General features: G+C 44.9%; 15 protein-coding genes. 1 reads left to right on the plus strand and 14 read right to left on the minus strand.

From position 1 onward, the window contains the following. Nucleotides 1–90: 90 nt before the first annotated feature. Nucleotides 91–474, minus strand: coding sequence for a hypothetical protein (locus MKX34_RS22525; protein ID WP_076297364.1), 384 nt, complete (start codon nucleotides 472–474; stop codon nucleotides 91–93). 213 nt (nucleotides 475–687) lie between these two features. Between MKX34_RS22525 and MKX34_RS22530 the strand changes: the two genes are divergently transcribed. Then, nucleotides 688–2430, plus strand: a complete 1743-nt coding sequence (locus MKX34_RS22530) for an ATP-binding cassette domain-containing protein (protein ID WP_076098650.1) — start codon at nucleotides 688–690, stop codon at nucleotides 2428–2430. 169 nt (nucleotides 2431–2599) lie between these two features. Here MKX34_RS22530 and MKX34_RS22535 read toward each other — a convergent pair whose 3' ends face one another. From MKX34_RS22535 to nusB, 13 genes are all read right to left on the minus strand, one after another. Beyond that, entirely contained in the window at nucleotides 2600–3319 is a 720-nt protein-coding gene (locus MKX34_RS22535) for a hypothetical protein (RefSeq protein ID WP_076297363.1), read from the minus strand. A gap of 262 nt (nucleotides 3320–3581) precedes the next feature. Continuing rightward, a complete protein-coding gene (gene spo0A / locus MKX34_RS22540) occupies nucleotides 3582–4397 on the minus strand; it encodes a sporulation transcription factor Spo0A (RefSeq protein WP_036682806.1) in 816 nt (271 codons plus the stop codon). A gap of 197 nt (nucleotides 4398–4594) precedes the next feature. Beyond that, on the minus strand, nucleotides 4595–5707 hold the full coding sequence (spoIVB, locus tag MKX34_RS22545) for a SpoIVB peptidase (RefSeq protein ID WP_080742549.1): 1113 nt from the start codon (nucleotides 5705–5707) through the stop codon (nucleotides 4595–4597). A gap of 138 nt (nucleotides 5708–5845) precedes the next feature. Then, nucleotides 5846–7573 (minus strand): DNA repair protein RecN, encoded by a 1728-nt coding sequence (gene recN / locus MKX34_RS22550; protein ID WP_036682812.1) that lies wholly within the window; start codon nucleotides 7571–7573, stop codon nucleotides 5846–5848. 46 nt (nucleotides 7574–7619) lie between these two features. Beyond that, nucleotides 7620–8069: a transcriptional regulator ArgR gene (gene argR, locus MKX34_RS22555; RefSeq protein ID WP_036682813.1), complete on the minus strand. Its 450-nt coding sequence runs from the start codon at nucleotides 8067–8069 to the stop codon at nucleotides 7620–7622. A gap of 31 nt (nucleotides 8070–8100) precedes the next feature. Continuing rightward, on the minus strand, nucleotides 8101–8466 hold the full coding sequence (locus MKX34_RS22560; protein ID WP_339203453.1) for a hypothetical protein: 366 nt from the start codon (nucleotides 8464–8466) through the stop codon (nucleotides 8101–8103). Nucleotides 8467–8839: 373 nt separating this feature from the next. Next, nucleotides 8840–9742: a TlyA family RNA methyltransferase gene (locus MKX34_RS22565; RefSeq protein ID WP_036682815.1), complete on the minus strand. Its 903-nt coding sequence runs from the start codon at nucleotides 9740–9742 to the stop codon at nucleotides 8840–8842. 45 nt (nucleotides 9743–9787) lie between these two features. Further along, the gene (gene dxs, locus MKX34_RS22570; protein ID WP_076297362.1) at nucleotides 9788–11692 is read right to left on the minus strand and encodes a 1-deoxy-D-xylulose-5-phosphate synthase; all 1905 of its coding nucleotides are present in this window, start codon (nucleotides 11690–11692) and stop codon (nucleotides 9788–9790) included. A gap of 99 nt (nucleotides 11693–11791) precedes the next feature. Further along, entirely contained in the window at nucleotides 11792–12739 is a 948-nt protein-coding gene (locus MKX34_RS22575; protein WP_076098644.1) for a polyprenyl synthetase family protein, read from the minus strand. Beyond that, entirely contained in the window at nucleotides 12726–12983 is a 258-nt protein-coding gene (gene xseB, locus MKX34_RS22580) for an exodeoxyribonuclease VII small subunit (RefSeq protein WP_036682818.1), read from the minus strand. Before xseB ends, MKX34_RS22575 begins: the two co-directional genes overlap by 14 nt. Then, nucleotides 12961–14340, minus strand: coding sequence for an exodeoxyribonuclease VII large subunit (gene xseA / locus MKX34_RS22585; RefSeq protein WP_038572529.1), 1380 nt, complete (start codon nucleotides 14338–14340; stop codon nucleotides 12961–12963). Before xseA ends, xseB begins: the two co-directional genes overlap by 23 nt. 11 nt (nucleotides 14341–14351) lie before the next feature. Then, on the minus strand, nucleotides 14352–15209 hold the full coding sequence (gene folD / locus MKX34_RS22590) for a bifunctional methylenetetrahydrofolate dehydrogenase/methenyltetrahydrofolate cyclohydrolase FolD (protein WP_036682821.1): 858 nt from the start codon (nucleotides 15207–15209) through the stop codon (nucleotides 14352–14354). A gap of 42 nt (nucleotides 15210–15251) precedes the next feature. Continuing rightward, on the minus strand, nucleotides 15252–15704 hold the full coding sequence (nusB, locus tag MKX34_RS22595) for a transcription antitermination factor NusB (RefSeq protein WP_036682824.1): 453 nt from the start codon (nucleotides 15702–15704) through the stop codon (nucleotides 15252–15254). Nucleotides 15705–15928 lie beyond the last annotated feature (224 nt).

Genomic DNA, 15928 nt, shown 5'->3' on the forward strand with positions numbered 1-15928 from the left:
GGAGTTTTGTGTGAATGGCAGGGATTTATCTAATTGCAAGTAAAAAAAGCCGCACCAGTAATGGCGAGACTTTTCGTCATTATTCATTTATTATTCGCCGAGCTGCGCCTTGATCTGCGAAATTTCTATTTCCATGAACTCTACACGTTTATTCAACTCCGCGATATAGTTTCTTCTAGCCTCTAAGTCTGCTGCGCTTGTTAGGTCAGCCGCAGTAGTTTCCACCAGTTGGATCGCTTCTTTGAGAACTTGAACGCTTGATTCTGCCCCTGCTAATCTTTCCCGGAGTTTAGCCGCAGCAATACTTGCCTTTAGCGCTGCCTTCTCAGTCTCCTTACTCTCCACTATTATCGTTTTTCCTTCAACCGTCACCCCTGCTCCGGTCGCTTCGGACATCGCGCGTACAGGTACGTAGGCCGAGTTATTTACTACAATCGCATCTGCAATCTTCTTTCCGTGCCACAGCCAACCCAACTACTGGCCAGATGTAATCGAGCTATAATACGCTATCTGGGCAGGCGTGATCATATTGTTCTAAGTTGTATTTTAAAATTTCACAAGCAACTTTAATGCGAAATGATTGAAGTTGCTTGTAAACAGTGTTACTCTATCAACGGTAAACTCAAAATCTGTGCTCTTCAATACATCTTATAATAGTCACTATTTTTAGTTAAGAAAGGTAACACTATGATAAAAGTTGATAACTTATCCTTCGCATTCCCGCAAAAAGACCTATATAAAAACATTTCATTTACGCTTGAAGAGGCACAACATTGTGCTTTTATAGGAACAAGCGGCAGTGGTAAAAGTACACTGATCGATATACTAATGGATCCAGAAAAATATTTGTTCGAAGGCAAGCTAGAGATGGACCCAACCTGCAAAATTGGGTATGTAAGTCAGTTTTCGCAACTAGACAAATCTAAAGAAACAACCGTTTTTGAATATATAGGAGAAGAATTTATTAAGATACAAAATGAAATAACAGCTATCCTCACTGAAATGGAAACATCATCAGATATTGATTCATTACTCGAAAAGTATCAATTAGCTCTAGATGCCTTTGATTTAATGGATGGAAATGATTTTGAAAGCAATATTAATAAGAAACTAAATTTAGCCAACCTCTTGAAGCTAAAAGATGCTAGGGTATCCGACCTAAGTGGTGGGGAATTCAAGCTTATTCAAGTGATGAAGGAAATGCTGACTAGTCCAGACTTAATGATTATGGATGAGCCCGATGTATTTTTAGATTTTGAAAACCTAAATGCACTTAAAAATCTTATTAATGCTCACAAAGGAATATTGCTAGTGGTTACGCATAACCGTTATCTATTGAATCATTGTTTTAACAAAATTATACACCTTGAAAACATGGAGATCCAAGAGTTCGATGGGCGATATATTGAGTATAACTTCTCATTACTTCAGACGAAAATTGAGTTACAAGAAATCGCAGTCGCTGAACAAGAAGAGATAGAGAGATACGATAACATTATTGATAATCTTAGAGCGATCGCAACCTATAATTCAGAAGCATCTAGAGGGAGAGCGTTAAAAGCTAGGGTTAAGTTTCAAGAAAGATTGGAAGCGCGAAAAATTAAAGCGCCATTCGTTGATATTAAGCAACCAAAAATCAGTTTTGGTGTGGACAATGAATTTGAAGAAGACATCACTGTTTTAAATGTGAATAATTATAGTGTTTCCTTTGATGAGTTGATTTTAGAAAATGTTAACTTTGAGATGAAACCTACAGATAAAGTAGCCCTTATCGGTCCAAACGGTACCGGGAAAACGACTTTACTCCGAGATATCTTTAAAAATAATCATGATTCAATTAAAATGAATTCTGATATTAAAGTGGCTTATCTTTCTCAGCTTCAAGACGAAGTGCTAAAGGATTCTAATACCATACTAGAAGACTTCATCGATGCCGGGTTTGCAACTTATGACGAGATTAGAGCACATCTTTCAAACTATGGCTTTGAAGGAGAAATTCTTACTCAAAAGATAGAATCTTTATCTGGTGGCGAAAAAAATATACTGCAATTGGCAAAAGTTTCTGCTAGCAAAGCAAACTTATTGCTTCTTGATGAACCGACAAGCCATTTAGACACCTATACACAAATCGCACTGGAGAAAGCCATTGAAGACTATAAAGGTGCGATTCTCATGATTTCTCATGATTTCTATTCCGTAGTAAATGGTATGGATTATGTACTAATCATTGACGAGAAGACGATTAGAAAAATGAGTATGCGAAAATTCAGAAAGATGATTTATGCTAGTCATTTTGATAAAGATTATTTAGAAAATGAACAAAATAAAAAAGCAGTTGAAATGAAAATAGAATTAGCTTTAAAAGACAATAATTTTGAACTTGCAAAAGGTATGGTTGATGAGCTAGAAGAGCTGATTAAGTTACTTTAAATTCCAACCTTCTGAATGAAATGATTACAAGAACGATGAAATAAAATGTTGGTAAAAAAGTTTCCACAAAAAAGACACTGATGAATAGATCTCAGTGTCTTTTTACTGCTTTGATTTTATTGATAGCTCAGGCCGCGGACACTCTGATTGATATAACTATAATGAAGTATCATGAGAAATTTTTATCAAAACAGTCTTTAGTCTCGCATTTAATTTTATACCATTGATAACCATAATCCGATAAGTTTGGTAGGATCAATAATTTGTTACCACAGCGGATACAATTATTTTCTGATAAATTTCCGTTCTTATAGTCCGCTAAGTAACCTTCTGCTAGTTCTACTTCCTTAATGATATTTTCTAGAGCAACATCGCTTATATCAAAAGGGGTCATATCTCCTCTATTTGCATGGATAGAGCGTGAAAAAGCTCCAAATCCACCAACCAGTTCGTGGTGATGCGTATTAATCCGTCCCCCACCTCTCTCAAATAATTTGATCATCGGTTCATATATATCTGGAAACTGTACTGCGATATTGTCGCGCACATCAAGCAAAGAACACCATCGTAAATAATGTATACTTATTAATTTCATAAGCATAATATCAATTTCATTAAAATTCGGACACGTTTCTAAGAAACTGTCCCACTCATTTTCCTCCATCTTAAAACCTAATAACATATCCATTCCTATGTATATACTTGCTGCTTCCTTTGAGATAAACCGCAAAAACACGCCGACTCTACGGTAATACTCTGCAATCAAATTAGCATCTGCTTCATATTCACCCTTAGATCTTACTTCTTCGTATCTTTTTTTTGAAATTTCAATGTATAAATTCGCATCAATATTCCTAATTCTTTCAACACCTGATTCGTAATAATTCATGAAGATTCCTCCGACTTAACTCATAAATGTAGTTCTGTATCTGGATAGAAAATTAGTTTATCTAACCAGTTCGCCCGATTGTTCTATGTCCCTGCTTGAGTTTCACCATTTATAAGAAGGCTAATCTTTAAATAAAAACAAAACCCAATAAACCAAAAAGGTTTATCGGGTGAGATGGAAAAAGTTTATCGGCTTTTATATACTGACTGTAAACACCTACCATCAACCTACAATCCCTTACCCCGCACTGCCCCTAACCCTTTCAACTAACCTTATGCTCAATCCGCAGCTTGTCCGCTACCATGGCAATAAATTCCGAGTTAGTAGGCTTAGATTTGGAGATATTAATGGTGTAGCCGAATAAATGGCTGATGGAGTCAATGTTGCCACGTGTCCAAGCGACTTCAATCGCATGGCGGATCGCGCGTTCTACACGTGAAGGCGTGGTTTTGAACTTCTCAGCGATTGCTGGGTAGAGCGTCTTCGTAATCGCACCAAGGATCTCGATATTGTTATATACCATGGTGATCGCTTCACGCAGGTACTGATAGCCCTTGATATGCGCTGGGACACCGATTTCATGGATGATCGAGGTAATGTTAGCGTCGAGGTTCTTGCCCTTAGAGAGCGGCACTACATTCGATCTGGACGTCGACGAATAATTGTACATGTTGGAGGAAGAGCTCATGCTGCCTTGAGAGCCGACAAGCTGACGTACACGATTTGCCAGGACCTCCATATCGAACGGTTTCAAAATATAATAGGATGCACCAAGCTGTACAGCTCTTTGAGTGATGTTCTCCTGACCAAAAGCAGTCAGCATGATGATCTTCGGTTGAGGATTCAGATCCATATCACGTAGACGTTCCAATACACCTAGGCCGTCTAAATGCGGCATGATGATATCAAGAATAAGAACATCGGGAATTTTACGCGCTTCGCTAAGCATTTGAAGCACTTCTTCACCATTGTAGGCGATACCCGTTACGGTCATATCTTCTTGCTCAGAAATGTACTCGGAAAGCAAATTCGTAAATTCCCTGTTATCATCGGCCAACAACACTTCAATATTCTGCACTGGCTGCTTCCTCCTTAATTATATCTGCTATTCGAAAATAACATTTTTTTCTTGTCTCTTACGTTTTCGACATGGAGATCGAATTCCCTTCTGTCGAAAATTATTTTTCTTTATTTTTTTTCTGCGTTGGATTATAATTAAATATTTTATCTCAATGTTCGAGGTTCTTCGTAATCGTTCGACAAAAAATCTTAAGGCTAAACCGCCTTAAGATTTAATGAATACCTATTCTCCTGTTTGGTCACACCTGAATCTTGAAGCATCCATTCGATGAAGCACCCATAACCGGACTTAGGATCATTTACAAATACATGAGTTACGGCTCCGATGAGACGGCCATCCTGTACAATAGGACTTCCGCTCATGCCTTGAACGATACCGCCTGTCTTATCGATAAGGCGTGGATCAGTGATCCGCAGCACCATTCCTTTAGTGGCTGGCGTTTGCTGATGTGCTACATGAATGATTTCAACCTTAAACCGCTCCACCTGCTGTCCGTCAACTACAGTTAGGATCTCAGCAGGACCTTCCTTGACTTGATCGCTCATCGCCACGGGGATCGGTTCTTTGTAAAGACTGTGCTCGGGATTGGAGCTCATTTTACCGAAGATACCGAAGTCAGTATTACTCTCCACATTTCCAAGCACTTGGCTTTCTTTCAAAAAATGCGCTCGTTTCTCGCCCGGATCGCCATCCTGGCTTTTGGATATGGAGGTGACACTGGACTGAACGATATGACCACTGCCTACAACAATTGGAGTACCGGTATTCATGTCTGTAATCACATGTCCCAAAGCTCCATATACACCTTGCTCGGGAGCATAAAAAGTTAATGTGCCGACACCCGCTGCTGAATCACGAATGTACAGGCCTAACCGCCACACTTTGTCATGAATGTCATACGCGGGCTTTAGCTTAGCTGTATGCTCTTTACCCCCGCGTTTGAAGACAATGGTCAAGGGGTTATTCGCTTTACCAGCACGATCCACCAGCTTGGCCACCTTGGACAACTCATCCAATTTCTCACCATTCATGGAGATCATCAGATCACCCGGCACTAAACCGCTGACCTCTCCTGGGGAAAGCTTAGATTTCTCTGATACTTCAATCAGATGATGACCAACAACCAAAACACCTGCTGATTTCACTTTCACACCGATCGTTTGACCTCCCGGGATCACCTTAAGCTCGGAATGAATTCCTTGTGCAGTCACCTTGGCTGGTTCACCATGCAGTGGTGCAGCAGAACTTAGATTTGTTCCCGTTATGCCCGATAAACTAAGAAAGAAGGCAAATAAAAGGCCTGGCATTAACTTCCTGAGGTTAGGCTTCAATGGCTGTCACGCTCCCTTTTGCTTCTTTCGCTTGACGAAAAAGGTGGTCGCCAATTGCGTACCTATAAGATAACCTTGCCCCCAGGCTTTTATTACTGTCAATCATTGCTCCGCTTAGCTTGTTGCAGCCTTACTTGCCTCGGCCAGATTAAGCATTTCCTGCGAGTGATGCAATGTTTTTTCGGTAATTTCTACGCCACCCAGCATCCGGGCCAGCTCCATTACACGTCCATCGTTTGTTAGGGATTCCACTTCAGTCATGGTTCTTCCATCCTCAACCTTTTTGCGGATTAAGTACTGATGGTCAGCCATACAAGCCACCTGCGGCAAGTGAGTAATGGAGAACACCTGACAGGTAGAGGATAGCTTAAACAGCTTATCTGCGATGGACTGAGCGGCTCTGCCGCTGACACCGGTATCCACTTCGTCAAAAATCAGAACTGGAATTGCATCATGGCGCGCAAAAATACTTTTCATTGCCAGCATAATACGCGACAGCTCACCACCAGAGGCGATTTTGCCAAGAGGTCTCAGGGGTTCGCCCGGGTTAGGGGATATCATAAATTCTGCGCTGTCTATCCCTTGTCTTGTGAGGCGAATACGCCGACCATTGTATTCCACTCCACGGGGGTCCTCCAGCGTGTCTAATTTGACCTGCAACGAGGTTCTTTCCATTTGAAGGTCTTTAAGCTCACCCTCCACTTGGGTGGCCAGATCAGCAGCACAAAGCTTGCGTGCTTCACTTAATTCCGTAGCTGCTTCCATTAATACAGACAGCAGCGAATCGCGCTTCGCCGTCAGTTTCTCCAGATATTCATCTTTATTCTCAAGCAAATCAGTTTCCCGGTGAATTTGTTCATAATAAGCCAAAATCTGTTCTACACTCTCTCCATATTTACGTCGGAGTCCAGTGATCAAATCCAGACGATTCTCGATTTCTTCAAGTCGCATCGGATTGAACTCGATATTTTCCCGGTAATCACGAAGCTGAAAAGCAGCATCCTCTAGCTGGTAATATGAGGACTGCAGCTGTTCGAGCACTGTTCGCAGACCCTTCTCATCGTAACGAACTGCATCCTCAAGTCTGGAAATGACATTACCGATCGATTCCAAGCCTTGTCTGTCGTAAAGCAGCTCATATGCACCCGATACGGAATCCATCATTTTCTCACTGTGGGATAGTTTGACCCGTTCTTCGGTAAGTAATTCATCTTCTCCCGGTTTTAATCCGGCCGATGAAATTTCTTCAAGCTGAAAACGATATAAGTCGAGCATTTGGTATGCCTTCTGGCTGGATTCCTGCAGCTCTCGCAGCTCTTTCTCCACCTTCGCGAAGGCAGAATACCTTTCCTGATAAACTGCCTTTAGCGGACCAATAATCGGTTCTCCGTATGTATCCAGCAGTCCCAGATGCCGTTCCGCCTTCAGCAAGTTCTGGTGCTCATGCTGGCCGTGTATATTAACCAGCTGCTCGCCGATCTCACGAAGCATGGTAAGATTGACCATCTGTCCATTTACACGTGATGTACTTTTACCTTGAGAGGTAAGCTCGCGTCGTATAATAAGATGCTCCTCGCGCTGGGCCTCAATGCCAAGACGCTCCAAAGTCTCCCAAACGGGATGACCGCTGGGAAGACTGAAGAGCGCCTCCATCTCCGCTTTTTCACAACCATAACGAATGGAATCCGCTGAACCGCGGCCTCCAACAATCAATCCAAGCGCATCAATAATAATGGATTTACCTGCCCCGGTCTCTCCCGTAAGCACGTGGAAGCCAGGATAAAAATGCACATCAACCGCCTCAACGACGGCAAGATTGCGTATAGACAAGGTTTCTAACACTAATAGAGCACCTCCGAGAAGATGACAGGCATCTGATTAATTATAATTAAGAAATATAACCCATGATTTGTGAAATTACAGTCTTACTGTCCTCAGGTAAACGGCAAATAATAAGGATTGTATCATCACCAGAAAGGGTTCCCATAATTTGCGGCCAGTCAATATTATCAATCAAAGCAGCGACAGAGTTAGCCGTACCTGGTAAACATTTCATCACCACAAGATTAGCCGAGGAATCGATCTGCACAAAATTATCCACAAGAACGCGCTTAAGCTTCTGAATGGGATTGTACCGTTGATCCGTTGGAAGTGAATATTTATATCTTCCATCATCCATGGGTACTTTGATGAGCAACAGCTCTTTTATATCTCGAGATACTGTGGCTTGCGTAACTTGAAAACCTGATTCACGCAAGGCTTCCACAAGCTCGTCCTGTGTCTCGATATCCTTTTGTGTAATAATTTCGCGAATCTTAATATGTCGTTGTCCCTTCATTGTTGCCTCCTGGTATATAAAAAATATGGACTCAGTTTGATTCTCCGTCGTCTTTGCTAAGCTTAATTACATGGATCGATGCTGTTGCTACATTAACATATAGAACGCCGCTGCATTCCGGATAGATCAGCAGGTAGGGAAGCAAGGTATCACGTAAGCCGCTGCCAGTGAAATCCAAAGGCTTGCGTGGTCTGGAAAGGATAACTAAATATAACGAGCCTTCCTCTTTTGTCGCCACATAATCTATAAATAACCGGCTATACATCTGCGCCCCATTTACGTTGAAAGACAAGGGGATTTTTAATTTCCCTCCAACGACCTCATATCCTTCATCCTCAAGTATATCAATAGAGGGATGTGGAATAATCACTTTATTGAACGGAATTTGATCCTTCATAAAAGAACGCGGAGAACTCTGCAGCCATACATATATCCGATATATTATAAAAATCGATAATGCTACCCCAATAAACGCCATAACGACCTTGTCAGAGCTACCCGCCACTATCAATCACCTCGGTGATTTATTCGCGTGAAGCCCTGGTAAATCCTGCTTCTAAGCTGTCTTTTTACGAGCTTTCCGCATAATTGATATTATTCGCTAATTCAGCATTTTACAATTACAACGAGCACAGTAAATCCAAAAAAGATTCAAAATATAAAGACCCGGATTTTATACCGGGTCTTTATTTTAATAAATTCAATCCATTTGAGCAAATCTGCAAAACACCCCGCTGACCATTTGAGGTTGACGGGGTGTTCATAAAGCTCTAGCGGCGCGGGGAGTTTCCATGAGTAGAACTCACATTAAAAGTACTCGTAGCCTGCTTAATCACTTCATCAGCAAGGGAAGCGAAGTCCTCCACTGGAATGACTGCTGCAACAGCAGCTGCCGGCTGTACGGATACTTCTTCGCCTTCCACCACTTCTGGCGTCAGTCTCCAGTGAGCAAGAAACTCAATATTGCCTTCTCCGCCTGTAATTGGTGAAAAGGTTAATCCATGTAGACCGAATCCTAACTCTGCAGCCATAGTCAGTACATTAATCAATACCTCTTTATGGACCGCGGAATCACGAATCACACCTGATTTTCCAACCTTCTCACGCCCAGCCTCAAATTGCGGCTTGATGAGTGCAGCGATATCTGCTGGACGTTGCAGCAAGGCTTTGAGAGGTGGGAGAATTATTTTTAAGGATATAAAAGATACATCAATACTGGCAAAGTCCGGAACAGGACCCTGCAAATCTGAAGGTGTCATATACCGGAAGTTCGTACGCTCCATGACGCTCACTCGCTCATCATTACGCAGTGACCAATCCAGCTGGTTATAGCCAACATCAATAGCGTACACATGGCTTACGCCATTCTGAAGCGCACAATCTGTGAAGCCGCCAGTGGAAGCACCAATGTCCAGCATGTTCCGTCCCGTAAGATCAATATTAAATTGGCGAAGAGCCTTCTCCAGCTTTAGGCCCCCACGACTGACATACGGATGCACAGAGCCTTTAACCTTAAGGGTAGACTCCCGCGAAACCTTCATGCCAGCTTTTTCAATACGTTCCTCATCCGCGAGCACCAACCCTGCCATAATAGCAGCTTTAGCTTTCTCACGGCTTTCATAAAAACCTTGCTCCACAAGCAGTACATCAATCCGTTCTTTGCGGTGTTCCATGGTCATCTCCCGATCGTTCAAGGGTTACTAATTTCCGGCTTCCACTTAGGAAGACGAAGTTGTTTTGTAATTATAAGCACTTAAAGCCATCATGGACTTGATACGTCCACATAACGCTTCTACGGTAAGGCCTGTTTGCTGACGTTGTTCTTTAATGGAGCCATGCTCCACGAAGATGTCGGGCACACCCATCAGATGTACACGCGCGTCATAAATTTCATGCTCCGCGTAGAATTCCAATACCGCACTGCCGAGACTTCCCGCTTGGCAAGCCTCTTCAATAACAACCATATTGGTTCCAGCATGAGCCAAATCAAGAAGCATGGAGTTATCAAGCGGCTTCAGGAAACGCGCATTCACAACACCCACCTGAATCCCTTCCCGCTTCAGCAAATCAGCGGCTTCTTCAGCCACTTGAACCATAGGACCACATGCCACTACAGCATATCCTTCTCCTGTACGTAGTCGTTCCCATGATCCTATAGGAAGGGTATGCAGTTCAGCATCCATTGCCACGCCTGTTCCGTTAATACGCGGATAGCGGTAAGCAATTGGACCGTCATTATATTCAAGTGCCGTCTTCATCATATGACGCAGCTCATTTTCGTCTTTTGGCATCATCATAACCATATTAGGGATATGGCGCATAAAAGCAACATCGTACACACCCTGATGAGTCTCACCATCCGCACCCACAAATCCAGCACGGTCAATGGCGAACATAACATTGGCGTTATGGCGGCAAATATCATGGACGATCTGATCATAGGCACGCTGCATGAAGGTAGAATACACGGCGTATACCGGCTTCATCCCTTCCATAGCCAAAGCTGCACACAGGGTTGCTGCATGCTGCTCGGCAATCCCGACGTCAATCATGCGATCCGGAAATTCCTTCGCAAAAGGAAACAACCCTGAACCGCCTGGCATCGCAGGGGTAACTGCAATCAGGCGCGAATCTTCACGTCCCAGCTCAATCAGCGTACTGCCAAATACTTCGGTATACATTGGAGGACCTACAGCTTTAAGTGCCTGACCCGACTCAATTTTGTAAGGGGAAATGGCATGCGATTTATAGAAATCAGTCTCAGCCGGTTTGTAGCCCTTGCCTTTGGTCGTCAGCACATGCACAAGCACAGGACCCGCCACGTTATCTGCTTGATGGAAGGTGTCGATCATTTTCTCCAGATCATGTCCATCCACTGGCCCAAGATACGTAAAGCCAAGCTCTTCAAACAATACTCCGGGTACCATCATATATTTAAGACTGTTTTTTAACTGTTCAGCGGTTTTCGCTAATCGTCCACCGATGGCCGGAATCTTCTTAAGCAGCCCTTCAACCTCGTCTTTAGCACGCAAATAATGACGGTCCGAACGAATCTTGCTTAAATAATTGTGCATCGCCCCTACATTCGGAGCAATCGACATTTCATTATCGTTCAAAATAACCATCAGCTTACGCTTCTCATGGCCAATGTGGTTAAGCGCTTCAAAAGCCATCCCGCCGGTAAGCGCACCGTCACCAATCACGGCAATCACCTTGTTGTCTTCGCCTTTAAGATCACGAGCCATAGCCATCCCCATCGCTGCCGACAAAGAGGTGCTGCTATGTCCAGCTTCCCACACATCATGTTCGCTTTCAGAGCGCTTAACAAAGCCGCACAATCCCTGATATTTGCGCAGGGTATCAAAGCGATCTTGACGGCCGGTCAGTATTTTGTGGACATAGGCTTGGTGGCCAACGTCGTAGATCATTTTGTCACGAGGACTGTTGTAGCAATAATGTAAGGCCAGCGTGAGCTCCACCACCCCCAGATTAGAACCGAGGTGCCCGCCGGTTGCTGTAAGCTTCTCAATCAGAAATCGTCGAATTTCCTCTGCAAGAGTAGTTAATTCTTCGACTGACAGTGATTTCAGTTGTTGTGGATCATTTATTTGTGGAAGCAGCACGAATAGTTCCCCGCTTTCCTAGATGTTGTAAAATATATAAAAACCATTATAACACAAACGAAACGGCTGTCGAAATACAGCCGCTTCGAAAGTTCATACTTAGTGATCACGTGCCATTAAATAATCTGCAATTTCCAGCAGGCGCTGGTTGTCGTAAAAACCGCCATTCAGCACAGCATTTTGAGCTGCTTCTGTAAGCTGCTTCACCTCAGCACGAGATTCCTCTAACCCAATAAAATAAGGGTAGGTTACCTTCTGCTGTTTGATATCGCTGCCTGTTTTTTTACCAAGCTTGCCTTCATCTCCAACCAAATCAAGAATATCATCCTGAATTTGAAAAGCGAGTCCGATGCTTGTGCCAAAATCACGCAGAGCTTCAAGCTGCTTCTCTGTTGCCCCTGCGATACGTCCGCCGGCTAACAACGAAAAGATAATTAAATCTCCGGTTTTATGCAGATGAATATACTTCAGCTGTGCAAGATCTGTTAGTCCTTGCTCGCCTTCCATATCTGCTATCTGACCGCCGACCATGCCGCGTGGACCCGCCATTTCCGCCAGATCCTCCACTATGGATAAAACATTATCAGCAGGGATGCCAAATTTACGGGAGGCTTGTACCACACTGTAAAAAGCATGGGTCAAAAGCGCATCACCCGCAAGAATAGCTGACGCTTCACCAAAGACTTTATGATTCGTCAGCTTACCGCGCCGATAATCATCATTATCCATGGCAGGCAGATCATCATGAATCAACGAGTAGGTATGTACCATCTCAATAGCAGCAGCAACAGGCAAGGCTGCTTCACGGCTGCCTCCCAGTGATTCACAAGCAGCGATCACAAGCAGCGGCCGGAGGCGTTTGCCCCCTGCCATTAGCGAATACTTCATCGCTTGCTGTAAATTTTCTGGAACCGTCCATGCTGCGGGAAGAATAGTCTCAAGCTCCTGTGAGAGCAAATCACTTATCGATGCGATGTAATCCTCCAGCGGCTGCCGCATGCTTTCACTTGCGGAGCTTCCCTCCAGATCATTCTCAAAGCGATTCATCGGCGTCCCCTTCCAGACGTGCACCAAACGGCTTTTTGCGCAGTTCTCCGTCCTCTTGGGTAATCATTTCGATCTTACGCTCTACTTGTTCCAGCTTGCTGCCGCAAAGCTGCGACAGCTTCATTCCCTGCTGAAATAAATCGATGGCCTTCTCCAGAGGAACGTCGCCGTGTTCAAGCTCACGAACGATTTCCTCCAGTCGGTCCATAGCGCCTTCAAAATCAAGTTCCGCTTCCTTCGTCATCGTCTTTGCCATCCTCCTTCATCCCCCATACTTGGCAGTTCAGCTGTCCGTCATTCATCTTTATCACCACAAGATCGCCAAGCTGCACTTCGGTCAGCGATTTGATTAAATGTTCTTCCGCCTCGTCATACACTAAGCTGTAGCCGCGCGACATTACTTTTAGCGGGCTCAGCGCATCCAGGTGACGAATCTCTGCCACATAGCGAGATCGCTTCTCCTGCAAACGAGCTTGCATAGCGCCCATTAACTCACGGCGCATGCTGTCTGTGCGCTGACGTGCTGCGGCAACACTGTCGCGCGGATGGAACCGCTGCAGACTGTGATGCAGCACCGCCTTACGCTCGCGGGAACGGCTGAGCCGTGCATCCGCTGAGCGCTGGAGCCGCTCACGCAGCATGTCCAGCCGCTGTGTGTGCTGAATCAGCGTCCGGCGCGGGCCTGCCAGCGCCAGCGAGCGCTGCAGCACCGAGTGGCGCTCGCGTCCACGCTGGGCGCGTTGTTGCAGCGCTTGGCGCAGCCGCTGCTGCAGCTGGCGAAGCTGCGCAGCTAGCTCGCCGGCATGAGGCACGGCCAGCTCAGCGGCCGCTGTGGGCGTAGCCGCGCGGAGGTCGGCGGCGAAATCGGCAATCGTGAAATCGGTCTCGTGGCCGACGGCCGAGATGACCGGAATCCTTGATGCCGATATCGCTCGTGCGACTTCCTCCTCGTTGAACGCCCACAGCTCCTCCAGCGAACCGCCGCCGCGGCCGACGATAAGCACGTCGGCTTCACCCATGGCGTTCAGCGCGCCAATCGCCTTCACTATCGAAGGCGCAGCGCCTTTGCCTTGCACCAGTACGGGATAGATTACAATAGCTACCTGCGGAAACCGCCGCTGAAGCGTAATCACAATATCTCGTACAGCTGCTCCTGTTGGGGATGTAATCACACCAATACACTTCGGGAACCGCGGCAACGAACGCTTGCGAGCTTCTGCAAAAAGGCCTTCTTTTTCAAGCTTGCTCTTCAGCTGCTCATAGGCCAGATATAAACTGCCAATCCCATCAGGCTGCATATGTGTGGCATAGAACTGGTATTGCCCATCCCGTTCATAAACGGTCACATTACCTCTGGCAATTACCCGAGCGCCTTCTTTCGGAATAAAAGGCAGCCGCTGGTTATGAGAAGCGAACATAATCGCTTTAATGCGGCTGCTCTCGTCCTTAAGTGTGAAATACATATGCCCGCTGCCATGATGTGTAAAGTTGGAAATCTCTCCGCGAATCCACACATCCGAAAGTAAATTATCCGAGTCTAGCTTCATGCGGATATAACGGTTGAGTTCTTTTATCGAATAAACCTGCCGCTCTGCCGCCATGAATCTTACCCCTATTCCAGGCCGTGACGGCGTTTAGCCGCAATCAGCGTGTTGCTCATCAGCATTGTAATAGTCATCGGTCCAACCCCGCCTGGAACAGGCGTGATGTATCCGGCAACTTCTTTTGCACTTTCATAATCAACGTCACCTGCGAGTTTACCGTTATCCAGACGGTTCATGCCCACATCGATGACAACAGCACCCGGCTTCACATAGGAAGCATCAATGAAATTAGCTCGTCCGATCGCTACAACCAAAATATCCGCTTGACGGCTAATCTCTTGCATATTAGCTGTACGGGAATGGCACATAGTTACGGTAGCATTTTCGCGTTGCAACAAGAGGGAAACTGGCTTTCCTACAATATTGCTACGACCAATTACAACGGCATGTTTACCTGCCATACCTGTTCCTGTACGTTTAATCAGTTCGATTACTCCTGCAGGAGTACATGGAAGAAGACTGTCGGCACCGATGACCAGGTTGCCTACATTGACAGGGTGAAAGCCGTCTACATCCTTTTCCACGGAGATTGCATCAATAACAGCCTTCTCCTCGATATGCTTAGGCAATGGGAGTTGAACCAGAATTCCGTCGATATCATCGCGTCCGTTTAGCTCTGCTACCAGTGCCAGAAGTTCTTCTTGAGAAGTGGATTCATCCAATTTATGCACTTCCGAATGGAATCCTAAGCTGATACAAGATTTCTCCTTATTGCGAACATAAACCTGAGATCCCGGGTCTTCACCTACTAGAATAACAGCCAAACCGGGCTTTACGCCGCGTTTCGCCAGTTCAGCAACCTCTTGGGCAATGCTAATACGAATTTCCTCGGATACTTGTTTACCACTGATGATTGCTGCTGTCATGTTAGTCTCTCCCCTTTTATATACTTTACTATGGTTTATAAATTAAGAATGGTCAGCTTTAATAGTATCTATCTCTTGGATCATCTTGCCGAGTACTCCGTTAACAAACTTCCCGGAATCATCCGTTCCAAAATGCTTGGCCAAATCGATCGCTTCATTCACCGCAACCTTCGCAGGCACATCATTAGCGAACACCATTTCATACGCTGCTAAACGTAGAATCTGACGATCCACACGTGACAGACGGCTCATTTGCCAGCCCTTCAGGTAATGTTCAAGTATATCGTCGATCGCTACCTTGTGCTCCCATACCCCATTCACATGCTCTACCACATAGTGTTTAAGCTGAATCTCGTCCGTGATTACACGTTCGGTTTCATTCTCTTCTGAAGCTTCCTCGAGCAGCATTTCTACGGCTTCCGCGCTTTCCACATCGTTCATTTCCATCTGATACAGGCTTTGGACAATAATCTCTCTAGCTATACGTCTTTTCATGTGTTCCTCCTAAAATCTTATATCGCATTAAAATATTCACTTGTACTGCAACAACGTCTACGACCTAAATATCGCTTCACACTTATTCATTCTTTCCCTAATCCTGTGAGGATTATTGCACAAAGCGAAGATACCTTCAGAGGAAGCTCGCAAATATACCTATCCCTTGTCGCAAAAAAACCGCAATGCCTTTCTTCCGGGGGCAACGGACAACACAAACTTAC

This window comes from Paenibacillus sp. FSL R5-0636 (assembly GCF_037974255.1).
GTDB classification, from domain to species: domain Bacteria; phylum Bacillota; class Bacilli; order Paenibacillales; family Paenibacillaceae; genus Paenibacillus_AQ; species Paenibacillus_AQ odorifer.